Genomic DNA, 24293 nt, shown 5'->3' on the forward strand with positions numbered 1-24293 from the left:
TAATCATCCTTTCATAAAATAAATTAATTTCTAAAGCTAATGAAATACTGAGTACTCCCTCCTTCCCTTTATGAAAGCTTGATTATTTTGATAAGATACCTAATATATTCTTTTCTCTCTATATGAATTTCCGTTTTATTTTGTATTCATGGAAAAGATTAATATATATGAATACCTTACAGAAATAATCATCACGCTCACTATAATTTATATGAGTTTGGAAGTTTATTTATATTAATCCTTGTAAACATTTTCAAAATATTCTCAACTTTTAAATTCTAGTCTTAAGAATCTTCATTACGATTGTTATATTAGGCTAAAGTCCTTTATTTGTAAGAAACAATTTAGTGATCTTATAATATAATAATTATATAATCTTATTTTGCTGGAGGTAGGAATGATATTAATACTGCTTGGTCCTCCTGGAGCAGGTAAAGGAACTCAAGCCGCCTTGATAAGTGAGAAATATAATATCCCTCACATATCTACTGGAGATATATTCAGGCAAAATATAAAAAATAAAACAAAGCTTGGATTAGAAGCAGAAGGTTATATCCATAATGGACTTCTAGTACCTGATGAACTAACCATAAAGATAATAGAAGAAAGACTTAATGAAAAAGATTGCAGAAATGGTTACTTATTAGATGGTTTTCCTAGAACTGTTTTTCAAGCTGAATCCTTAAAGAAATATTATTTGGGTATAAAAGAACATATTGATTTAGTTTTCTTTCTTGAGGTTAATCTCGATCTAGTTATTAAGAGGAATACCGGGAGACGCATATGCTCTTGCTGCGGAAGGTGTTATCATGTATATTTTACACCTCCAAAGCATAAAGATAAATGCGATACCTGTGGAGGTTGCCTTATTCAAAGAAAAGATGATACTGAAAGTGTTATATTAGAAAGACTTTCTGTATATTTAGAGCAGACAATGCCATTAGTTGATTATTATGTCAAAGCAAAAATTCTTTACAAACTCTGCGGTGATGAAGAAATAACAAAAGTTTTTGAAAACATGTGTAAAATAATAGATAACTGTAATTAAAAAACCACATTGGCTTTCAATGTGGTTTTTTTAACTCAATTCATATATTACTTTTATTGTTTATTTTATCAAGCACCTGTTCTATAATCCAATCTGGAGTAGAAGCCCCAGCTGTTACACCAATCCTATTAATATATTCATTTCTAAATATCCATTCTGGGATATCGCTGCTGCTTTCTACAAAAATAGTCTTATTACAGTTTTTACAGCAAATTTCATACAACTTTGTAGTATTTGAACTATCCTTGCTTCCTACAACAAGCATTACGTCAACTTTTTTAGAAGTTTCCTCTGCGCTTGCCTGTCTTTCTTTAGTTGCACTGCAAATAGTGTTAAATGTAACCACATCACTGCATTTATTAGAAACAATATCAACAACTTTATCGAAGTTTTCCTTCTTTTCAGTTGTTTGTACTACAATACATACTTTTTGCGATAAATTATTTAAATTGCAGCCATCCTTTGTTATAATTGCAGAATCGTCACACCAGCCATTGCTGCCAATAACCTCAGGGTGATTTTCATCGCCAATTATAATAATTTGATAGCCTAAATCATAATACTTCTTGATCTTTTTATGAATGGCTGAAACATATGGACATGTTGCATCTATTACTCTTGCACCTGTGCTTTTTATTAGTTCCATAACCTTAGGAGTTACTCCATGTGATCGTATTATAACTGTATCACAGCTACTTAGTTTATTTAGTTCAGATAAAATAATTTCATTTATTCCCTTTTCCTTTAAGTTATTAGTAACGTTTTTATTATGAACTAAAGGACCAAAAGTATAAATGTTTGTATTGCTGTCTTTATTTGAATCAATAGACGTATCTACTGCTCTTTTCACTCCAAAACAAAAGCCTGCATTCTCCGCCATTATAACTTCTTTTATCATCCTAACTTCACAATCCTTTCTTGCTTAGCCACTTAGATATTTTATCATAAAAACTCCATATTGTGTATGTAATATTTGTTACGATAAAAATCACCATGCTTGTGCATGGCGATTTTTATCACTAATATTTACTACTTCTATTTTTTTAAACATCAATCCTCTAGTCTATATATTCGTCCCATCTATCGCCATCATATATATCATCAAATGGTATCATTTCATAAGGCATTGAAGTTTCCAACAAAGGATACTGTTCCATTATCATTGGACTCATCATATGACATGGATTGTTTGTTATTGGGCAAAGCATAACATCGTAGTTCCTATCTTTTACTTTATTCTTCTTGTGGCATTTATCGTGGCATTTATCATAAGAAACTTTCTTTTCCTTGCAATGCGGTTTAGGCTGTGTCATTATTGGCGCCTGAACTGGCTGCATTACCGGCTCAATACATAACTTCATTTTTGTTGGTTCCATTATAGGTTCAATCTTTAGCTGAAGTTTTATAGGCTCCATATAGATTGACCCCATCTTAGGTTGTATATTCAGCTCCATATTGCTGGGTTCCATCTTTGGTTGAATATTTAGTTCCATGTTCTGAGGTTCCATATTTGGCTGAATGTTTAATGACATGTTCTGCGGATTCATATTTGGCTGAATATTCAATGGCATGTTCTGCGGATTCATATTTGGCTGAATATTTAAGGGCATATTCTGTGGATTCATATTTGGCTGAATGATCAGCTCCATGCTCTGGGGCTGGACTTTTGGCTGTATATTCAGGTCCATCATTGTAGGCTCCATCTTTGGATATATCTTCATCTCCTGTGTTTTTACCGGCATAACCTGCGGTGTAGGCATAGGCTGAGCATGCTTTACAGGCTGTGGCTGCATCTGCGGCATAGGCTGAGCATGCTTTACAGGTTGCGGCTGCATCTGCGGCATTGTCTGTTGTATTGGCTTTGTTTGAGGCATCATTTTCCTTTCTACTTCATCATCCATTCTGTACATCATGTCTGTCATCATAGGATATTGGAAGGGTACAAACTCTTCCATTTCGTACTTTTGACTCATAACTAACCTCCGTTAAATATTGCATCAATTTATCATATGTAGATTTGACATACTATGTTCATTAGTAATCAATAATTTAGTTTATTTATTTCAACTTGATTATACCTATAATAATATTTTATTTAAGCGAAACAAACTCCCTGCATTTAACCATCTATTAATGGCTACTAAACGCAAGGAGTTTATTAAAGTAATCTTAATAATATTTATCTACAAACAAATACTAATTTTAGTGCCCGTACATATTAGTGACTATATTGAATCAACTATGTTTAAAATGTCTTCTAATTGTTTCAAATTTGATAAAGACTTTAGTTCTGCATAGCTATAATCACTTAATTTAGTACTTTGTTTTTTTAATAAAATCAACTTATTAATTATCTCTAAAGAGTTGCTGCAATTTATATACGCTATTCTGTATTCCTCTGGAACAGAAAATATTAATTTCTTAACAATGCTGTATGCTTTATAATAGTAATTTATAGAATCCAGTAGTTCATTATTTTTTTCAAAATAATCACCTATGGAGCAACATATATATGAGTAAATTTTAGAATTCCCTGTAAGACCTGCTAGCCCCAACGCGGAGTTTAATATTTCTAAATTCTCACTGCCGTTAAATTCGTTCTTCTTAGCAAGAATATATTGTTCTTTTAATATTACACTATCATTATCTGACTTTATATGACTATATTCATCAATTAATTTAAATGCCAATTCATATCGCTTACTGCATATCAATTCAATAGCAGTATCATATACTGCATCCAGAACTTCATCCTTGTTTGTATATTTTGAAATAGTATATCTTATACCTTCAATTATATCAATTATTTCAGATTCTGATGAAGCTTTCTTAAGCTTTATATATTCATAAATTAAGCCAATATTCCATTTAATCATAGTTTCATCTTTGCTGACAGAATTTAAGGCTTGTTTAATAAACCCTTCAGCTTTGTCGATATAACCAAACTCTAAAAACATCAGTGCAGATGACTTGTAATATTGAACTAATGTAGATTCAACGTTTGCATTCTTATTCACTTCATCTTTGGCTTTTATAAAATAATTATATGACTCACGATAGTTATGCAATTTCAAATTTGCCAGTAGTAAATATGAATAATTATATACTAATATGTTATCCATATAAGCACCGACAGGGTTTTTAAGAGCCTCAGTAAACCAAAAAACAGCCTCATCATATTTAAAGTATTTGAAGTATGCTTCTCCTATATTAAGATAGGATATCTTATGAAACTCCACAAATATACTATTTTCACTAATATCTTTTAATTTAAAAAAATAATTTAGGGCTTTCTCATAGTCTTGTAGCTTATCCCCATAAACAGCAGCAATATTATTTATAACTCCCAACATTCCTCTTTTATAATTTACTTTTTCAAAACACTCATAAGCTTGATTTAATAATGCCAGGTGCTCTTCAACACTGGTTATATCCTTATATAACTCAGCCAATGTTGTCAGAATCCTGCCTTTTAAAAATGGATAATCATCACTGCATAGTTTAAGTGCTTCATTGCAAATATCACGTGCTTTATATAACTGCTTCTTCACATAATAAGTTCTAGCCCAAAATATACTCAATTCAAGCCTGCCCTTAGTATATTGAACACAGCTTAAAATACTCTCTGCTTCATCTGCATATTTTATGCCTTCTTCAATTTTTCCTAAACTTAAATAACTGTCAGATATTTTTGCAAGAGAATCGACCTGAAAAAACTTATTTTGTAGACTCTTTGCTGATTCATAAGCCATCAAAAAATAGTTTAATCCACTTTCAATTTTCCCGATTATCTGATATAAATCTCCTATTTTTAATTGCATCTTAAATACTTTATCATCTTTATATCCTTCAGTATAAATATCAAGTACCTTTTCATAGCTTTCAAGCGCTTCCTTAATATTATTTTGCTCTTCAAATTTTTGCGCATCTTCAGTAATTTTCATTAATCGATTTAAATTATGAATCACATTATCACTTCCATAAAAGTATATTATAGATCTGAGAATTCAACTCTCACTCTCTCAATTATCCCGTCTTGAAATTTAGAATATAAGTTTACGTTATTTTCCTCATCAAGCATTATTGAAGGAAGCTGAATTATAAATCTGCTTCCTTTACCATATTCACTTTCTGCACTAATAGTACCGTTATGCAGTTCTACAAGTGATTTAACAATAGATAAACCTATACCACTACCCTGTCTGTTTCTGGTAAATGATTTATCTACCTTCCTAAATCTTTTAAAAACAGTTTTTAGTTTTTCTTTGTGTATGCCTATTCCATCATCTTCCACACAAATAGATATCTTTTCAGCGATTTTTTTTATACTAATATCTATATTTCCATTTTCATTTGTAAATTTAAGTGCGTTTGAGAGCAGATTTAATAGTATTCTTTCTATTTTATCTGCATCACAAGCGATTACTTGACTTTCAATTTGTGAATAAAAATTTATATTGACTGATTTAATTCGAGCATATGACTCTATAGATTTTGCAACATTTTTAACTATATCTACTATATCATAATTATGAAATTCAACATAAAGTTCATTAGCATCTATTTTGGTCAGATCAATAATATTATTAATTAGTCTTAACAGCCTTAAGGCATTCTGTTTCATATTGTTAATATACTTCTCAAGTATATTTTCCGAATCCTGTATTCTCCCATTAAGCATATGAAGCTCTATAAGCTGCATGGATCCAAGTATTATATTTAACGGAGTTTTCAATTCATGCGACAAATTTGCAAAATACTCTGTTTTTAATTTATTTTCTTCCAAATTAGCTTCACTATCTTTTAACCTTTGAACCAGATCTTCTATACACATATTCTTATAAATTTCATTAACCTCTATATCCATATAATAGCTTTCCTACCTTCTTTATTCATACACTATGTCAAAATAAAATTAAATAATTAATCTATTATAAATGTTTTCATAAATTCCTATACTATATTTTGTTATGTTTAGTATCACCAATATTCAAACATATTGTGACATATAAATTCTACAAATTATACCAAACTCCTTTATTTTTAGTTAAATTTTAATATAATAATTGTATCCTTAATTAAATTAAAGGTCTGCTAACTTCAGTTGATATATTAAGTTATATCTTTGATTTCCTATAAAAAAATGGCAACTACAATGTAGTGCCATCTTTTTATTAGGAGTTTACCTTTTCTATATACTTACAATTAACGTCGATGTGTTTCAAGAATAATAATAATCTTTCATATAGTGGATAAGCTTTCTCACCATACTTATTTTCTAAACTTTCTCCAATATCCTTTATTGTTGTCTTACCATTTATTTGTAGAAATACATAACTTCCATACTCATCTAAAGATATTCTTTTATACTCCGGAATTCTGAACTTAAGCTTTCTAAAGAACTTTTGGATCTTATGATCTTGTTTTTCAAGAATAGTTACGATATCATCTTTATCCACTTCATATTCTAAATTCTCTGAGACTTTAAATATTATCCTTAAAACATCTTCATTATTATTTAACATCTTTTACCTTACTGTTTATTATAGGTATTATAGTAGCTATTACTAAACATACTAATATAATAAATGCCATTATATTAGATGCAGCAAATCCTGTTGGTCCAGCGCCTTTTATAACACCAGTCACTTGAAGAATTATACCTACAAGTCCTAGTATAGAACCACCAGCAACAAGACCAGAAGATAAACTTATACCATTTGAAACCTTAACTTCTTTTTCCTTTGCTGATTTGGATGTTTTTTCTATAAATACTCTAACTAATGCACCTATTAATATTATTGAAGTTGTAGATATAGGTAAATAGAATCCTATAGCAACTGTCATTACTGGAAGCTTTAATAGGAATAAGACAAGTCCCATAACAACACCAACAATAATCATTACCCAAGGTAATTTACCTGACATTATGCCAGCTGTTAATGTTGACATTAAGTTAGCTTGTGGTAGTGCAAATGGAACATTATCACCAGTCATCGCAAGTTGTCCTGATAGCAGCAATATAGTACCAACAACTACTATAACACCTACTATACCAGAAATAACGAAGTATTTATCCATTTCATTTTTCTCTCCACCCACAATAAAAGTTACCTTTTGTGATTGAGCGTAACCTCCTGCTATAGATATAGCAGTAACTATAAATGTACCAAATAGTAATAATGATTTGTTATGCTCAGGATTTTTCCATCCCATTACAACGAATAACAAAGTAACAAGAACTATAGAAGCTATTGTCATACCTGATACAGGAAGATTTGAAGTTCCTATAGTACCAGTTAAACGTCCTGAAACTATAACAAATAGTAGTGATAAGAATAATGATAAAACAGAAGCGGTTATCGCCATTAATATATTACCACCAGATACAACAAAGCCAGCTATAAAGCCTACTACTACACCTGCAAGTAATATTAGAGTTCCAATTGATGATCCCTTACCGCTACCTGAAGACTTAGCATTAAGTGTTTCTTTTATGGAAGATATAATAGTAGGTATTAGCTTTACAGCACCTATTAAACCACCAGAAAGCATCATACCAGCGCCTATATATTTTACATAACTACCAGCAATGTGTTTAACCTGCATTGAATTAATGGCAACGTGAGGATTATTCCATACTGTTAAGCCATCCTTTGCAAAGCTTGAAAAATAACCTATTAAAGGCATGATACCAAAGTTAGATAATATAGAACCTGCAAACATAGTTAAAGACACTTCGATACCAACTATAAATCCTATTCCTAATAACAGCGGATTAACTTCTACTTCTAATTTCCACTTGTAGAAGGATTCGTTCACATAGCTTATAACATTATTAACTGCATTCATAAATGAGCTAGTTATAACAGTTATAATACCGCCTATTCCAAATCCAATTCCCATGAACTTCATTGAATCTCCAGCACCTTCTGAAGCAACAAGTGTTTCAGATATAGCCATTGACTCAGGGTACATTAATTTACCATGTTCTTCAATGATTAAGTAATTGTATACAAGTGAAGCAATTCCTATACCGAATAAAACTCCACCTATACCTACAGCAATTCCTTCAAAGAAAGTAACTTTAGAACCTATTAATAAGACTGCTGGCAAAACAAATATTATACCACTAGCAACAGATTCTCCACCACTTGCCATACCTTGTACTAAGTTTTTACCAAGTATGCCTTTTTGCTTAGCAAATGCAGCTATAAAGGCTGAACCTATTATAGATCCTGGTATACCTGCTGCAACTGTAAGTCCTGATTTCATACCAGAATATGCAGTTGATGCTGCAAATAAAATAGCCAAAATAATACCGATTATTAATACTGTAATATTCCCTCCGGATTTAGAACCGCTTGAAATATATGGAACATAGTCTTTACCATCTATGCCGCCATATGCATCTTTTGATAACTTATTATTCATAAGTCATACCCCCTAATGTAATTTGTCATTTTTACGACATATTATGATAATAACATATTTTTTTCAACATGAAAACCTTTTATTTTAAAATGATTAAAGATTTATTCAGAAACCTGTTATAATTATCCAATTCAATTTCAATTATTTTATCTTTATCGACAAAAACTTCTAACATAAAAACTTATTATCTGTACAAAATAATTAAAAGGTGGTGATTATAAAATGGCCGATAAAAACATTAATTTTGATTCAAACAAAAAAGATAATTCTTTAAATTCTACAAGTCAGAGCAAATTCTCTAACTCTAACGCTATCTCTAATAAATACAAAAACGTTGAACCTCTTCCAGAATCATCACGCCCAAGACGCGATGGCCCTGGAGGGGAGGATGGAGAGTAATTTGCATTAAGCTAATAAACGAGTGATGATATATTTGAATATTATCACTCGTTTATTTATTTTCTCTTTAAACCTCAGCTTTAACATTAAATATTCCTCATACTTTTCCATAAATATAAATATATCTACTTCAATTAACCCTTATACTACTGAAAATATACATCCCCTCATTTTTTACACTCTCACTCTTCGAAAAAATACAACCGCCTGTAAGCAGCTGTTAAAGCCATCTACAGGCGGTTGCATATATGTATGGTGGAGGCGAAGCACGACCTTTAAAATCCACAAGATATTCATGTGCAAATTTTTCCACCGTAACATTTTGTATATGTATCCTAAAGATAACATCTTTTAATAATTTTTGCATCAATCCATTTTTACCTACCACATCATCCATGGTTTTGCACTTTTTTATTTCTTCTTAATAATTTATATTAGGTGACTCAATTTCTTTCATTTTGAATCCCCCTCTATTTAAATAATATTATTCCAAATCCACCACTAGTTAATTTAAAAAAGGATGTAGTAGATTTATTTTCAAACAAATCTTTCTACATCCCCAGTGCTGCGCAATTCAAAAAGAAAGAGCCTATAACCGCATTTTTACTTATGCGTGTCATAGGCTCTTCGTCTTTGTATCTTGCTCCTTGACAGTTTATACATTCAGTCGTTTAGGCCCGAATGGGGAATTGAAATTTCTTATTTTAATTATCTAAACATTAGCTATTTCATTTCTTCAACTGCAGTTTTACCAGCAATTCTTCCGAAGGTAAATATATCAGTTAATGCATTACCGCCAAGACGGTTACCTGCATGGATACCTCCAGCAACTTCTCCAGCAGCATAAAGATTTTTAATTGATTTATCATTTTCGTCTAATACGTGGGCTTTAGTATCTATCTTAAGTCCACCCATTGTATGATGAATTGCTGGCTTTCTAGGAGTAGCATAAAACGGTGCTTTTAAAACTTTTAAGCTAAATGTATCCTTATGGAATTCTGGATCAAAGCCTGCATCAACATATGAATTATATTTATTAATAGTGTCTATAAGAATTGCAGGATCCATACCAACTTTTACTGCTAGCTCTTCTAGGGTATCTGCTCTAAACAGAGTGCCAGCTTCTACCTGACGGTCTATCTTTTCTTGACTTGTATTAGCTGCAGTTTTCTTTATTTCATCATCGGCTATAAGGTAGAATAACCCACCCTGTCCAATAGCAGCTTTTGTTAAAACATCTCTTCCAGAGAATTCATTAATAAATCTTTTTCCTTCCTTATTAACTATTACAAAGTTTTCAGGAGGTACTTGAAGTCCACTAAATAATTCACCAGTTTCAGGATCAGCTACAGGCATCATTTGGGTAAAGCCCATTCCTGTAAGTGCTGCTCCTACAGATTTACCAAGTAATATTCCATCACCAGTCATAGCGTAGGAATTAGTAGTTTTTATATCATCAGCAATTTCACTCCAGTAAGTGTTGTATTCTTTTAGCATCTTTGTGTTTGCACCAAAACCACCACTTGCAAGCACTACTGCTTTTGCATGAACAGTTATCTTTTGGCCATTAACACCAGTTGCTATAACTCCTTTTATTTCACCATCTTCTATAATTAATTCTTTTACAGGGCTATCAGTAATGATTTTTCCTGAGTTATCTTGTACATATTTTGTTAGTGCAAGTATAAATGATGAGCCATGGCTTTTGGTAGGCTTATGACCACGACGCCAAAGTGCACCAACAGGAGCAAATACTATGCTCTTATCATACTCCACCCCTATTTCCTCTAGCCATTTAACACTTTCTAAAGCTCTGTCTGTAAGTATCTTTACCAGGTCATATTGTCCGTATATAGTGTTGCCACTAAGGTCAGTTCTTTTACCACCAAAATATGTTTGCATTCTGTGAAGTAGTGGAGAGTCAAATAGATGTCCCTTTTGTGTACCAAACCTTTCCTGATAAGCTGAAAACTCTTTTCTAAGTGCACGGAAATCCTCTATATATTCTGGATGAATTAAGCTCTCATCTGTATCTAGTAGTGCTTCAATAGTATGTCTTTCTCCTGGATTTTCTTCAAACTGCATCTGCCACTCTGGATCTGCAGCATTGACAGGACCACCTGAACGTATGGTATTTCCACCTACTGCTGGATATTTCTCAAGAACAATAGCACTTGCACCATTTTGCAGTGCTGTTGCAGCTGCACTTAGTCCAGCGCCGCCTCCGCCTACAACTACTACATCACAAGTATATTCTTCGTCTTCTTTGATTAAGCTGCTAGCAGGCTTTGGACGTCTCTTAAGTATATCAGGATTAACTCCTGCAAGCTTAACTGCTTTTGCTACACCGTCAATTACGGCATTACTAGTTTCTGAAGCACCTGAAAGAGCATCAACATTTAATGTCTGTCCTTCGATTATTTTATCTGGTATTCTTACAAAAACTACATCTGCAAGCCCTTCTGTCTCACCCTCTGTATTTATATCTATACCTTCTATTCTGTTCTCACTAAAAGATACTTTCATTGGAAGACTTCCGCTGTGCCCCATTGCACTTACCTCATATACTCCTGGTTTGAAGGTAAACTCTTCTTCTTCGTTTAGCTGATTTGAAATCTTTGCAAAACGCATAAAGCGTAGGAAGCATATTTCTAGGAAATCTATGGTTCTTTCATTGTTTAGATTACCTTGCTCATCAAATGCTTTATTTGCGCTTCCAAGTAAAAACTCATATCCTGGCATTACATTTGCGTCAACACCTGGTGCATCTAGGATTTGACGAAGATGTAGCTGTGCACGAGAAGAACCTTGAGTATCAAGGGAAGCACCAAGGATCATTACTGGTTTGCCAGCAAGTGGATGAAGATCAAAGCTTAGCCATTCAATTAAGCTTTTAAGACTAGATGGTATTGAGTGATTATACTCAGGAGTAGCTATAATAACACCATCACTTGCTATAATCTTATCATTGAACATCTGTATCACTTCACTGGAGGACTGATTATCAAATTGATTAAACATAGGAACATCTGTAATCTCAAGTACCTCTATTTCTGCCTTTGACTCAAAGTATTTTTTCATAAACTGAAGGAGTTTACGATTATATGATCTTTTTGCACTAGTTCCAACAATTGCTATAAATTTCATTGATATTAATCCTCCTACTCTTGCCAAGTGAATTTTTTAACTTTTTTATTTAAAACTTTTTCTGCTAAAAGTTTTGATGTAATATCTGTAAATAGAAGAAACTCTCTGAAAATTTCCTCTAGCTCTGATAGCTTGTCTAAATAAATAAGATTTCCTTGGCTGTCAAATGCACCTTGTGATTTTCCTAAAAGGAATTCACTACTTGGCATGATTCTGGCAGCAAGCTCAGGCGAATCAAGTATTTGTCTAAGATGTGCCTGTGCACGAGAAGAACCAAGTGTACCAAGGGAAGCTCCCACAATTAAAACAGGCTTGTCAGTAAGTGCTTGACTTGTGTAACTAATCCATTCAAGAGCACTCTTTAAAACCGCAGGTATTGCATGATCATACTCTGGAGTTGCTATTATTACTCCATCTGATTTAAGAATTTTATCAGATAATTCTGCTACCTTTTCAGGAATATCAGAATCCTCTGGTTCATTAAAGGCAGGTAAAGCCTTAATTTCATATAGTTCTATCTCTGCCTCATGAGAAAAATGCTTCTGCATAAATTGAAGCAGCATACGATTAGTTGACACATCTGAGTTAGTACCTACAATTGCTAAATATTTCATAGTAATCCCCTTTCTGTATTTCAAAATTCATAACTTCAGTAATTGTTTGATATAATTTTAACATGTTGAATATATTATATCTAATAGTTATTTATTGAAGTTTGATAACATATTTGTTATAATCAAACACAATAAAAAATAAGTTAATTGTTTCACAAAAGGATGAATTAAATGTCAAAATACTACTCTCAGGATATTTTATATTATATTGATGCCATTTTAAAGTACAGTAATTATGGCAAGGCTGCCAAATCACTTTATATTTCTCAACCTTACTTGACACAGGTTATTAAAAGGGTAGAAAGTCAGTTAAACTGTGAGCTTATCAATCGTAGCAATCTGCCATATCGATTAACCGAGCAGGGAAAGATATATTATCAGTATTTAACTTCAATAGAAAATAATTATGCTAAACTGCTTAGAGAAATATCAGCTGTGTCAGATATAGATAGCAAGGTTATCAAGATAGGAGTGCTTCCTAGCCTTGGAACCTATCTTTTACCTCTTTTTTTACCAAAATTTTTAGTTATGCATCCAAACTGCAAAATAGAGCTTTCAGAGTCTTTACCAGAAAAAAATGAAAAACTAACTCAGAATGGTGAATTGGATTTTTGGCTTGGACAAAATTCAAGAAATATTTCTCCCAACTTAAACTCCATTACTTGGGGCAGACACAGATACCGTGCTGTTATTCCTCGCTGCTGTGATCTATATCAGAAAGACGTGGCCATTATTCCAGAAGGAACTATGGACATAAACAAGATATTGTGTGAAAAGCTGATACTAACTTCCAAGGGTTCTGCTATAAGAAAGCAGATAGACCAGTTATTAAGCCTTTATAAGGCGGAACCCAAAATCATAATGGAAAGCACCGAAATAAATACTGTACTTAACCTTGCAACCAGTAATTTAGGACTGACCTTTATACCAGAAAGCATCTATGTAAAGGAGTGTCCATCTGAATACAATATATATGAAATTCCAATTGATGAGCTGAGTTTAGATTATTTTATAGCATATCACAGTGAAAAAAAACTAACTGCCGTTGATAAAGATCTTATAGAAGCATTTCTAACTCATGGTCAAAATAATTTCAATATAGGAGAGCAAAATGAATGAGTATAGGAAGATAATATATCTTATGGGAACAAAAATCTCTCTATATATAAAGGGAGATGCTGCTGAAAAGCTTGCAGAAAAGGCTTGCGATATGCTGATTCATTATGAAGAAGTCTTTAGTGCCAACAGTGATACCTCACAGCTTGCCATGCTAAAAAAAGCAGCTTCATTGGCTCCACAAAAAGTAGATGAGGAATTGTATGAGCTGATAGGAATAGGAAAAGAACATAGTCTATGTGAGAATACATATTTAAATATTGCAATAGGTCCATTAATAAAATTATGGAGAATAGGTTTTAAGGAGGCACATGTACCTGAGAAAGAAGCTATAGTAAAGGTACTGGATCTTTTAAAGCCTGAAAATATACAACTAGATGATGAAAAAAAGACCGTGTATTTCTTGAAAAAAGGCATTGAGATAGACCTTGGAGCCATAGCTAAGGGCTATTTTGCTGATAAAGTTATGGATTTATTTAAGGAAAATGGAGCTGTTTCAGCTATGGTAGATATGGGAGGTAATGTTCTGGTTTTTGGAGAATCACCATCCGAAGGAGATGACTGGAATGTGGGAATACAAAATCCATTTCTACCAAGAGGAAATTCGGTGGCACTTGTGAAAATAAAAGATCAATCCGTTGTAACCTCAGGAATATATGAGAGAGTGTTTGAAAAGGATGGCAGTAGATACCACCATATATTTGACAGCAAAACAGGCTATCCAATAGTAAGCAATATAGCTTCTTTAACTATTATTGCTGATAAATCCCTAGACTGCGATATATATACTACAAAATTGTTTGGATTAGATGCTGCTTCAATTATTCGTAGAGTTAATAGCATTAAGGGGATGGGTGCTGTTGTAATAACTGTGGATGGAAAACTAGCCTATACAGATAATCTTATAGGAAAAATATATCCATTAACAATGTAATGTTCCAAAGAATAAGGTGGTGTTCATTGTTGTAACCGAGAATGATAAAACCTCAATTTCAACAGTACTCTTAAACAAAACCTTAATTAATAATATAAATGCTATAAATGAAAAAAGTGCTAGTGACCTAAAAACAATCATTAACACTTATACAGAATCAGTTATAGTACAAAAAAGATGATAAGGTAGATATCAACCTTATCATCTTTTTTGTACATATCAGTGGTGGAGGAAAACCATAACAATAAAAAACCACGACCACCCATAAGCAGCTATTTAAGCCACATACAAATGGTCGTGGATTTCATGGTGGAGGCGAGGGGTGTCGAACCCCTGTCCGAAAGCAGACATACCTAAGCATCTCCGAGTGCAGTCCTTAGTTTTACATTCCCTCTGCCAAACGCCTAAGGACAGGCTTTTGGTTTCAGTAGCTTCATAAATCCCGTTCCTGTGGCAAAGCTTACACAGGCTCGTTTCACCGCTGTCGGCGCCAGGCTCCGGTCCGCGGTACTACCGGTCTGACGTTAGCAGACTAAGCTGCTAAAGCTAAATTATCGTTTTTAGCGTTTATATTTAATCCCATAGTTTTTTAACGCGGGTCCACAGGTTCCCTCGACTCGCTTCCTAGATACCCCTTACCCCCGTCGAAACCAAGTACGCCCCCATATTATATGGAGTACATAGAGAGTATTAAGTGTATCTTAAGTTAACTATTTAATTTTATTTTCCTCTCATGTCTCAACTACATTTACTATAATACAGTATATTATATAGATAAGCAATAATAAATATAAGGAAAAACTCTCTTAATTTATTTACTGTTTCATTCTTTCCTTCATCTGCCTATCTATATCTCTTTTAGCAGCCTTTTCTAGCATTGTATCTCTTTTGTCATAGTTATGCTTTCCTTTAGCAACACCTAAAGCGACCTTTACTCTTCCATTCTTTAAATAAAGTGATAGAGGTATTAAAGTATACCCTTGTTGAGCTACAAATCCAGTTAACTTGTCAATTTCACCTGAATGAAGAAGAAGTTTTCTGTCTCTTAAGGGGTCCTTATTAAATATGTTTCCTTTTTCATAAGGACTTATATGCATATTTCTAACAAAGACTTCTCCATTTCTAACTTCTGCATAACTATCTTTCAAATTTACCTTACCAGCTCTTATTGATTTGACTTCAGTACCAACAAGAGCAATTCCTGCTTCATAGGTTTCTTCTATAAAATAGTCATGCCACGCTTTTCTGTTTTCTGCAAGAGTATTGTTGCTCTTGTCCTTTGCCATAAAACCACCATCTTTATAAGCTATTAGTAGATTATAATTATATTACAAAATGTGGAACAAGTCAACAGTCAAACATTTCTGTGGTTCTGTCTAGTATTCCATTCAGATATGCTAAAATAACGCCGTAATTTGTTATGCTTACTTTCTTTTCAGAACACATATCAATTCTTGTAAGCATAGTCTTTTTATTTAGCATGCAGGAACCGCAATGTATTATTAGATCGTACTTTTCTATATCCTCCGGAAAATCCTGTCCCATCTTGAACTCATAATTAAGTTCTTTTCCTAAGTGTTTGTTAAGAAGTTTTGGTATCTTTACTCTTCCTATATCCTCATGGGAATGGTTATGGGTGCAGCTTTCTGAAATAAGTATTTTTGAGTTTTCATCAAGATCCTCTACTTTTCTTGCCCCATCCACAAAAGCCTTTAAGTCACCTTTATACCTTGCAAATAATATTGAAAAGCTTGTGAGTTTTATATCTCTCGGAACAATTTTACTTACCTTTTTAAAAGCTTGTGAATCTGTAACAACTAAATCCGGATTATTAATATCCTGAATTGCAGATTCAAGTTCAGTATCTCTAACTACATAGCTTTTTATTCCATGATCCAGGCAGTCTCTTAAAAGCTGCACCTGAGGAAGTATAATTCTGCCTTTAGGTGCTTCAGAATCAACAGGAACCACCATTATAACTTTGCCATTGTAAGGCACTATATCTCCTGCTATAGTCTCTTCTGCTGCCCCCTCATTAAGTCTTTTTATTAATTCATCCTTTAAAAACAAAATATTCTTTTCTTCTTTGGCTGAAACTAAAACAGCTTCTTTATATGTGTTTCTTAACTTTATAATCTCATCTTCGGAGAGCTTATCAATTTTATTTATAACAATCATGTAAGGTATATTATATTTTTCAAATCTTTTTATAAACTCATTGTATTCCTCTTCTTCATTATCCTCACCATCTATAACATATATAGCAAAATCTGTTTTCTGAAGAGTTTTTAAGCTTCTTTTTACTCTAAGTTCTCCAAGCTCTGTTGAATCATCAAGACCGGCGGTGTCGATAAAAACTACGGGACCATATGGTATTAATTCCATAGCTTTGCTTACAGGGTCTGTAGTTGTTCCTTTCACAGAGGATACAATTGATATATCCTGACCTATTATTGCATTTAAAAGAGAGGATTTTCCTGAATTAGTTTTTCCAAAGATAGCTATATGTGTTCTCTCTGCATTTGGCGTACTAAACATATAAATCTCTTTCTCCCATCTTTATTCTTTCTATATTATTTAGAAGAAGTTTTTTTATATCTTCTCTTTTAATCTTGTCTGCTTCTTCTTTAATGAGTGCCTCTGCTTTTTTATAAAGCTCTTCATCACCGTAATCCATAACAAATTCCATTAAAGTCATCATTGCATTTGGAGCACATACATTTTGTATTTGACCTGATTTTGCAAGCCGCATGAATCTATCACCTGTTCTTCCGCTTCTGTAGCAGGCTGTGCAATAGCTTGGAAGGTGCTTATCGTCAATTAATTCCTTTAAAACCTCAAGGGGACTTCTGTGATCAGCTACATCAAATTGGTCTACACTGTTTCCTTTTTCATGCTCTTTATAGCCGCCTACACCTGTATTTGAGCCTGCGCTGACCTGTGATACACCATATTTAATAAGCTCTCTTCTCATTTGAGCACTTTCTCTTGTAGATAAAATTATACCTGTAAAAGGTACTGCAATTCTAAGTATAGTTACTATTTTCTTAAAGCTATTATCATCTACTAAATTAGGAAAATCAGTCAAGTTCATTCCTTCAGCTTTTTTAAGTCTTGGTACTGATATAGTGTGGAAGCCTACTCCATAATTTTCTTCCAAATGTTCATTATGCAGCATTAAGGCTAAAACCTCAAACTTGTAATCTGAAAGTCCAAATAAAACTCCTCCTCCAACATCCTCAATACCTGCTTCCATAGCTCTATCAAAGGCTGTAAGATGATATTCATAGTCTCCCTTCATGCTCTTTGGATGAACCTTATCATAAGTAGGCTTATGATAGGTTTCTTGGAATAAGATATAGGTTCCTATTTTAGCTTCCTTAAGCCTTCTATAGTTTTCAACTGTAGTTGCTGCAATGTTAACATTTATTCTTCTGATATTTCCCTTTTCATTTTGAGTATTATATATTGTATCAATTGCTTCTAATACATAATCTATATCGCAGTTAACAGGATCTTCCCCAACTTCTAAAGCAAGTCTTTTATGTCCCATCTTTTCTAAAAGTTTAACCTCTTCTTCAATTTCTATTTTAGTAAGTTTTCTTCTTGAAAATTTATTGTCTCTTCTATATCCACAGTAAGTACAATTATTTACGCAGTAATCGCTTATATATAATGGTGCAAAAACAACAACTCTATTTCCGTATATAGATTCCTTTATTGCACCCGCTATTTTAAACATCTTTTCTTCTTGGGTCTTATCTTCAATTTGAAGCAGTACAGCAATATCTTTATGTGAAAGTCCTCTTCTATCTTTAGCTTTGTTTAATACCTCAGCTATATCTTCTGTTGTAGCATTTTTAGCTTCCTTAAGTAAACTCTCTATATATTCATGATCAATAAACATATTTATCCCTCCATTTAATTAATTATTAATTCATCGTATAAACTGCTTAACTTAACCTAACTGCTGCGAGACCATGCTGTATTATCTCCCCTTGACATATCAACTGAAAATCCTGCTCTTTTTATCCTTCCTTCTATGCACATTCTACACTCTGCTGCTTCATCCCCTGTACATATTTTTCCGTCATATAAAGCATATTTCTTTCTTACACTTAACGGTGATAAATTAGGCATAACTACATTTGCTCCTGCTTTAATTCCCTTTTCTCTTCCAATTGGATCTATGCTGCCTAAAGCTGTAGTAGCTGGCAAAAGCACATTTGGAAGCAGCAGCCTTACCAATGCAAGCATTATTATCGTAGTTTCTACAGTTCCACCGTGCTCACCTTTAAGCGGTGTATCTTTATGTGGTATAAAAGGACCTATACCCACCATGTGAGGCTCAAGTTCTTTTAAAAACATCAAATCATTTACATAGTCTTCATTAGTCTGATTAGGAAGCCCTACCATAAAGCCTGCACCAACCTGATAGCCTATATCTTTTAATTCCCTTAAGCATTTTTTCCTATTTTCCAATGTCATGCCCGGATGCAGTCTTTTATAGAGTTCTTCAGAAGCCGTTTCATGCCTCATCAAGTATCTGTCCGCTCCTGCTTTAAAATATTTTTCATAGGACTTACAGCTTCTTTCTCCAATAGACAAAGTTACGGCACAATCAGGATATTTTTGTTTTATTTTTTCAACAATCATAACAATTAAGTCATCGCCATAATAATCATCTTCTCCACCTTGGAGTACAAAGGTTCTATATCCCAAGTTATACCCTTCTTCACAGGCTTCAAGGATTTCTTCTATAGTTAGCCTATATCTGTCTGCATATTTGTTTGCCGCCCTTATGCCGCAGTACATACAGTTTCTTTTGCAGTAATTGGTGAATTCTATTAGACCTCTCATAAAGACCTTATCTCCATAATGTTTCATACGTGTTTCATGAGCCTTATTAATTAGAAACTCTTTATCATTTTCAGTCATACTATTTAGGAGAGTTAAAAGTTCTTCTCTGCTTAAATAGTTATGTGTATATAGCTTGTCTATTAAAACTTTCATTACTGAATCTCCTTCTTAGAAATGGCTGTTTTTACTGATACATGCTCTATATTACCAAGCTTTCCAGTTAAGCTATTGATATCGTTTAACTCACCTACAACGGTTAATGATATTACTGCAATACCTTCTTCCTCAAAGGGTATGCCCATTCTTCCTTTGATTAAACCTTTAAAATTTGAAATCACATCATTAAATTCTTTTTGACAATGCTTTGGCTCTTCCAGAATAGCACTAATTACAGCTATTTTTTTCATGTGTTCTATCCCCTTTCAAAGGCAAATAAAAAAGCCTTCCTCTTTAAAGGAAAGCAGAATTTATACGCAAAAACTTAGACTTGCCTAAAGCAGCCTAAAAACTTCGTATTACTTCTTTCCTTTCAGATTAGAATTATCTTTTCTGTTAGGCACAAAATTTTTAATACAATCAAATATATAGAGAATACTCTCTAATTGCTTGACTAAACTATGTTATTATTTTATCAATCCTCTTGTATAAATGTCAAACTATTTTTATTATTTGTAAAAATAAAATAATAAAGCTGCCTTCATAGTTTCAATATAACTATGAAGGCAGCTATTAACTAATCCATATTTTCACTTAGGTTTAATGTGCTTTCTTGCTCAAATTCGTCTACAGATATTATAGGATAAACTTTACTTTCACCAATTTCTTTTCCCTTTGTATTTTCTTCTTCCTCATCATATAAGTCAAAATAAATTTCTCTAAAATCTATATCAACCTTTGTGACTTTTATTTTAACTTCATCACCTAGTCTATACATATTTTTAGTTTTTTCACCTATAAGACATAAATGCTTTTCATCAAATACATAATAGTCATCTTCCATATTACTGATATGAACTAAGCCTTCTATTGTATTAGGCAGCTCAACAAAAATACCGAAGCTAGTAACAGAGGATATAATACCCTCATAAACCTGACCGATTCTATCAGCCATATACTCAGCCTTCTTTAAATCATCTACTTCTCTCTCTGCATCTTGAGCTATTCTTTCCATATCAGATGATTGTTTTGAAGCATATTCAACTTCCTTAGTAAGTCTTGAATTCCTTGATTCATCAATTTGACCATTTATATACTCCTTAATAATTCTATGAATTATTAAGTCAGGGTATCTTCTTATGGGTGAAGTAAAATGGCAATAGTACCTTGCCGCCAGGCCAAAATGCCCCACACACTCTGGAGAGTATTTCGCCTGCTTCATTGAACGAAGAAGTAAGGTACTTACAACCGTTTCTTCCTTCTTTCCTTTTACCTTTTCTATAACCTCTTGAAGAGATTTAGGATGAATATCATTAGTCCATTTTACTGCATAGCCTAAATTGTGAACAAATTCATTAAATATACTAAGCTTTTCTTCATCTGGGTCTTCATGTATTCTATACACAAAAGGAAGATTAGCCCAAAATATATGCTCTGCAATGGTTTCATTACATACAAGCATGAATTCTTCAATTATCCTGTTTGCTATTTCTCTTTCATAAGGCTTAATATCTATGGGTTTGCCTTTATCATTTAGTATTATTTTGCTTTCTTCAAATTCAAAATCTATTGCACCTCTGCCCATTCTCTTTTTATGAAGAATATTGCACAGATCTTCCATTGCTTTAAAATCTTCATATAGGTAATCGTATCTTTTTATAAGCTCTTCATCTTTATCTTTTAATATCTTAGTAACATCGGTATACGTCATTCTTTCACTTGTTTTAATTACAGTTTCGGCTATTTTACTGTCAAGTACCTTACCTGATCTGTCAATTTCCATAAAACAAGTCAATGCAAGCCTGTCAACCTTAGGGTTCAAACTGCATATGCCATTTGAAAGCTTTTTAGGAAGCATCGGTATAACTCTGTCAATTAAATAAACAGAAGTTCCTCTTTTTAAAGCTTCCTTGTCAAGAGGATTTTTCTCCCTGACATAATGTGATACATCAGCTATGTGAACTCCTAATCTATAGTTTCCATTTGATAATTTTTCTATGGAAACTGCATCATCTAGGTCCTTTGCATCTTCTCCATCTATTGTAACCATTCTAAGATTTCTTATATCTTCACGTCTACTGTATTCTTCTTCAGGTATTTCATTTAGTATCCCTTCAGCAAACTTCTCAACCTTAGGAGGAAATTCTTCCGGAAGACCATGCTTTTTTATTATAGTAAGAATATCAATGCCTTTATCCCCTTTGTCTCCCAATATCTCCTTGATTCTTCCTTCTGGATTCCTTCTCTTATCCGGCCAGGTTGTTATTTCTGCAATTACAATTTGACCTGTTTTGGCTCCATTCCTGTCACTTTTAGGTATAAATATATCTTGATATATTCTTTTGTCATCAGGAACAACAAATCCGAAGTTTTTACTGTCTTCGTAAGTTCCTATTACAGTTTTACTGCCTCTTTGAAGTATTCTAATAATTTCCCCTTCTCTTCTTTTTCCTCCCTGTTCTTCCCTTGTTACTTTACATATAACCTTATCACTATGCATAGCTCCATTCATACTGGAAATTGGTATAAATACATCTGGTTCATTTATCTCTGGTATCACAAAACCATATCCCTTTTGATGACCTTGAAGCTTTCCTACTACCAGCCCCATCTTTTCAGGAACTCCGTAATAGTCTGCTCTATTTCTTATAACTTCTCCATCCTTTTCCATCTCTATAATAACATCTTGAAACATATCAAATTCATCTTTGCTTATTCCAACTCCACTTGCAAGTTCATAAATAGACATAGGCTTGTAAGCTTTTTCTCTCATAAATTCAACAACAGTTTCCCTAATATTCAATATAAAATCACTCCATTTCATTATTTATTTCTTTATTTTTTGTATAATTTCAATATATATTCCTAATATGTAATTTAATTTTAACTAAAAAGCAAAATAAAAAAGTACAGCCAACAGACTATACTTTAGTGTAGAATTATTTTATCAAATTTAGTGCTATTACATCTAAAGCAAATAATATAGCAGTAATAACCGTGATTCTTGCCATAACAGCCTCATAAGTCTTAGTCTTATTTTTGCTGTAGTATGTATCTGTGCTTCCACCACCCACAAGTCCAGATAATCCATTTGATTTGCTTGGCTGCATAAGGACAGAAACTATTAATACTATAGAAATAATTACAAGAGCAACTATAAGTGCAATTCTCATGTCATATACCTCCCATAAAGTTATACAGTCATATTCTACCACAATAAACTATATAATACAACACTTATGAAAAAAAGTGAGGCAAGCCTCACTTTTAAATTACTTCTTTATATTGTAGAAAGCGTTTATTCCTCTGTATTCAGCCATATCTCCTAATTCTTCTTCGATTCTTAGAAGTTGGTTGTATTTAGCAACTCTTTCACTTCTTGCAGGAGCTCCAGTTTTAATTTGTCCTGCATTCATAGCTACAACTAAATCAGCTATTGTAGTATCTTCTGTTTCTCCTGATCTATGAGAAATAACTGCTGTATAACCAGCTCTTTCAGCCATTTCTATAGCGTTAAGAGTTTCAGTTAATGTTCCGATTTGGTTAAGCTTTATAAGAATTGAGTTAGCAGTAGCTCTTTCAATTCCCATTGATAATCTTTCAGTGTTAGTTACGAATAGATCGTCTCCAACTAATTGAATTTTGTTACCAAGTTTTTCAGTTATTAACTTCCAACCTTCCCAATCTTCTTCTGCCATACCATCTTCGATAGAGATTATTGGGTATTTATTTACTAAGTCAACATAGAAGTCAACCATTTCAGCTGGAGTAAGAACTTTTCCTTCTCCTTTTAAGTTGTACTTTCCATCTTCAAATAATTCTGAGGAAGCTGGGTCAAGTGCTATAAATATATCTTTTCCTGGAGTATATCCAGCTTTTTGGATAGCTTCTATTATAACAGTGATAGCTTCTTCGTTTGACTTTAGGTTTGGAGCGAATCCACCTTCATCGCCAACTCCAGTTTCATATCCTTTTGACTTTAAGGATGATTTTAAAGCATGGTAAACTTCAGCACTCATTCTTAATGCTTCACTAAAGGATGATGCTCCTGCAGGCATTATCATGAATTCTTGAAGATCCACATTGTTGTCAGCATGCTTTCCGCCATTGATGATGTTCATCATTGGAACTGGTAAAACTTTTGCATTAACTCCGCCTACATACTGATATAAAGGTAATCCAAGGTAGTTAGCAGCAGCGTGTGCAACAGCAAGTGATACACCTAGCATTGCATTTGCTCCTAAGTTTCCTTTATTTTTTGTTCCATCAAGTGCTATCATAGCTTTGTCTATAGCTACTTGATCAAATACGTTCATTCCAATTAATTCTGAAGCTATAACGTTATTTACATTTTCTACAGCTTTAAGAACACCTTTTCCATTATACACTGCTTTGTCATCATCTCTTAACTCAACAGCTTCAAATATACCTGTTGATGCTCCTGATGGAACAGCAGCTCTTCCTATAGTTCCGTCTTCAAGAGTTACTTCTACCTCTACAGTTGGGAAGCATCTTGAGTCAAGAATTTGTCTTGCAACAACGTCTACGATGTCTACATGAATTTTCATTTTAAAAAAACTCCTTT

20 protein-coding genes and 1 other RNA gene are annotated in these 24293 nt (G+C 33.1%); 4 read left to right on the forward strand and 17 right to left on the reverse strand.

Annotation, left to right across the window (positions count from 1 at the left end):
- The first annotated feature begins 397 nt into the window (after window positions 1–397).
- Window positions 398–1048, forward strand: a complete 651-nt coding sequence (locus JK636_RS06025) for an adenylate kinase (RefSeq protein ID WP_202747915.1) — start codon at window positions 398–400, stop codon at window positions 1046–1048.
- Window positions 1049–1088: 40 nt separating this feature from the next.
- Here the strand turns inward: JK636_RS06025 and ispH are convergent, their stop codons facing one another.
- The 6 genes from ispH to JK636_RS06055 form a co-directional block, all read right to left on the reverse strand.
- Window positions 1089–1946, reverse strand: a complete 858-nt coding sequence (gene ispH / locus JK636_RS06030; protein ID WP_202747916.1) for a 4-hydroxy-3-methylbut-2-enyl diphosphate reductase — start codon at window positions 1944–1946, stop codon at window positions 1089–1091.
- Window positions 1947–2106: 160 nt separating this feature from the next.
- Window positions 2107–3021: a hypothetical protein gene (locus tag JK636_RS06035; protein ID WP_202747917.1), complete on the reverse strand. Its 915-nt coding sequence runs from the start codon at window positions 3019–3021 to the stop codon at window positions 2107–2109.
- 252 nt (window positions 3022–3273) lie between these two features.
- Window positions 3274–5016 carry a tetratricopeptide repeat protein gene (locus JK636_RS06040; protein WP_202747918.1) on the reverse strand — a complete coding sequence of 581 codons (1743 nt, stop codon included), beginning with the start codon at window positions 5014–5016 and terminating at the stop codon, window positions 3274–3276.
- 23 nt (window positions 5017–5039) lie between these two features.
- The gene (locus JK636_RS06045; RefSeq protein ID WP_243428125.1) at window positions 5040–5915 is read right to left on the reverse strand and encodes a sensor histidine kinase; all 876 of its coding nucleotides are present in this window, start codon (window positions 5913–5915) and stop codon (window positions 5040–5042) included.
- Between the two features lie 307 nt (window positions 5916–6222).
- Window positions 6223–6573: a PqqD family protein gene (locus tag JK636_RS06050; protein WP_202747919.1), complete on the reverse strand. Its 351-nt coding sequence runs from the start codon at window positions 6571–6573 to the stop codon at window positions 6223–6225.
- A complete protein-coding gene (locus JK636_RS06055) occupies window positions 6563–8482 on the reverse strand; it encodes an OPT family oligopeptide transporter (protein ID WP_202747920.1) in 1920 nt (639 codons plus the stop codon). The genes JK636_RS06050 and JK636_RS06055 overlap by 11 nt, the downstream gene beginning before the upstream one ends.
- A gap of 222 nt (window positions 8483–8704) precedes the next feature.
- On the opposite strand from JK636_RS06055, the gene JK636_RS06060 reads away from it, so the two are divergent.
- Window positions 8705–8881, forward strand: a complete 177-nt coding sequence (locus JK636_RS06060; RefSeq protein WP_202747921.1) for a hypothetical protein — start codon at window positions 8705–8707, stop codon at window positions 8879–8881.
- Between the two features lie 723 nt (window positions 8882–9604).
- Here the strand turns inward: JK636_RS06060 and JK636_RS06065 are convergent.
- Window positions 9605–12028: a flavocytochrome c gene (locus JK636_RS06065; protein ID WP_202747922.1), complete on the reverse strand. Its 2424-nt coding sequence runs from the start codon at window positions 12026–12028 to the stop codon at window positions 9605–9607.
- A gap of 14 nt (window positions 12029–12042) precedes the next feature.
- Window positions 12043–12642, reverse strand: coding sequence for an NADPH-dependent FMN reductase (locus JK636_RS06070; RefSeq protein WP_202747923.1), 600 nt, complete (start codon window positions 12640–12642; stop codon window positions 12043–12045).
- A 171-nt stretch (window positions 12643–12813) separates the two neighbouring features.
- Between JK636_RS06070 and JK636_RS06075 the strand changes: the two genes are divergently transcribed.
- Both JK636_RS06075 and JK636_RS06080 read left to right on the forward strand, forming a co-directional pair.
- Window positions 12814–13761 carry a LysR family transcriptional regulator gene (locus JK636_RS06075; RefSeq protein ID WP_202747924.1) on the forward strand — a complete coding sequence of 316 codons (948 nt, stop codon included), beginning with the start codon at window positions 12814–12816 and terminating at the stop codon, window positions 13759–13761.
- A complete protein-coding gene (locus JK636_RS06080; protein WP_202747925.1) occupies window positions 13754–14692 on the forward strand; it encodes an FAD:protein FMN transferase in 939 nt (312 codons plus the stop codon). Before JK636_RS06075 ends, JK636_RS06080 begins: the two co-directional genes overlap by 8 nt.
- 307 nt (window positions 14693–14999) lie before the next feature.
- On the opposite strand, the gene ssrA is transcribed toward JK636_RS06080, so the two are convergent.
- The 9 genes from ssrA to eno all read right to left on the reverse strand — a co-directional run bounded on the left by ssrA (window position 15000) and on the right by eno (window position 24276).
- Window positions 15000–15356, reverse strand: a transfer-messenger RNA (tmRNA) gene (gene ssrA, locus JK636_RS06085).
- 151 nt (window positions 15357–15507) lie between these two features.
- A complete protein-coding gene (gene smpB / locus JK636_RS06090; protein ID WP_202747926.1) occupies window positions 15508–15978 on the reverse strand; it encodes an SsrA-binding protein SmpB in 471 nt (156 codons plus the stop codon).
- Window positions 15979–16039: 61 nt separating this feature from the next.
- Window positions 16040–17230, reverse strand: coding sequence for a [FeFe] hydrogenase H-cluster maturation GTPase HydF (gene hydF / locus JK636_RS06095; RefSeq protein WP_202747927.1), 1191 nt, complete (start codon window positions 17228–17230; stop codon window positions 16040–16042).
- Window positions 17223–18599 (reverse strand): [FeFe] hydrogenase H-cluster radical SAM maturase HydG, encoded by a 1377-nt coding sequence (hydG, locus tag JK636_RS06100; RefSeq protein ID WP_202747928.1) that lies wholly within the window; start codon window positions 18597–18599, stop codon window positions 17223–17225. Before hydG ends, hydF begins: the two co-directional genes overlap by 8 nt.
- 56 nt (window positions 18600–18655) lie before the next feature.
- Window positions 18656–19705 (reverse strand): [FeFe] hydrogenase H-cluster radical SAM maturase HydE, encoded by a 1050-nt coding sequence (gene hydE, locus JK636_RS06105; RefSeq protein ID WP_202747929.1) that lies wholly within the window; start codon window positions 19703–19705, stop codon window positions 18656–18658.
- Window positions 19705–19959, reverse strand: a complete 255-nt coding sequence (locus JK636_RS06110) for a TM1266 family iron-only hydrogenase system putative regulator (RefSeq protein WP_202747930.1) — start codon at window positions 19957–19959, stop codon at window positions 19705–19707. Before JK636_RS06110 ends, hydE begins: the two co-directional genes overlap by 1 nt.
- A 326-nt stretch (window positions 19960–20285) precedes the next feature.
- The gene (gene rnr / locus JK636_RS06115) at window positions 20286–22511 is read right to left on the reverse strand and encodes a ribonuclease R (protein WP_202747931.1); all 2226 of its coding nucleotides are present in this window, start codon (window positions 22509–22511) and stop codon (window positions 20286–20288) included.
- A gap of 136 nt (window positions 22512–22647) precedes the next feature.
- Window positions 22648–22881 (reverse strand): preprotein translocase subunit SecG, encoded by a 234-nt coding sequence (gene secG, locus JK636_RS06120; protein ID WP_202747932.1) that lies wholly within the window; start codon window positions 22879–22881, stop codon window positions 22648–22650.
- Between the two features lie 99 nt (window positions 22882–22980).
- On the reverse strand, window positions 22981–24276 hold the full coding sequence (gene eno, locus JK636_RS06125; RefSeq protein WP_202747933.1) for a phosphopyruvate hydratase: 1296 nt from the start codon (window positions 24274–24276) through the stop codon (window positions 22981–22983).
- Window positions 24277–24293 lie beyond the last annotated feature (17 nt).

Source organism: Clostridium rhizosphaerae (assembly GCF_016765585.1).
GTDB lineage: Bacteria > Bacillota > Clostridia > Clostridiales > Clostridiaceae > Clostridium_AT > Clostridium_AT rhizosphaerae.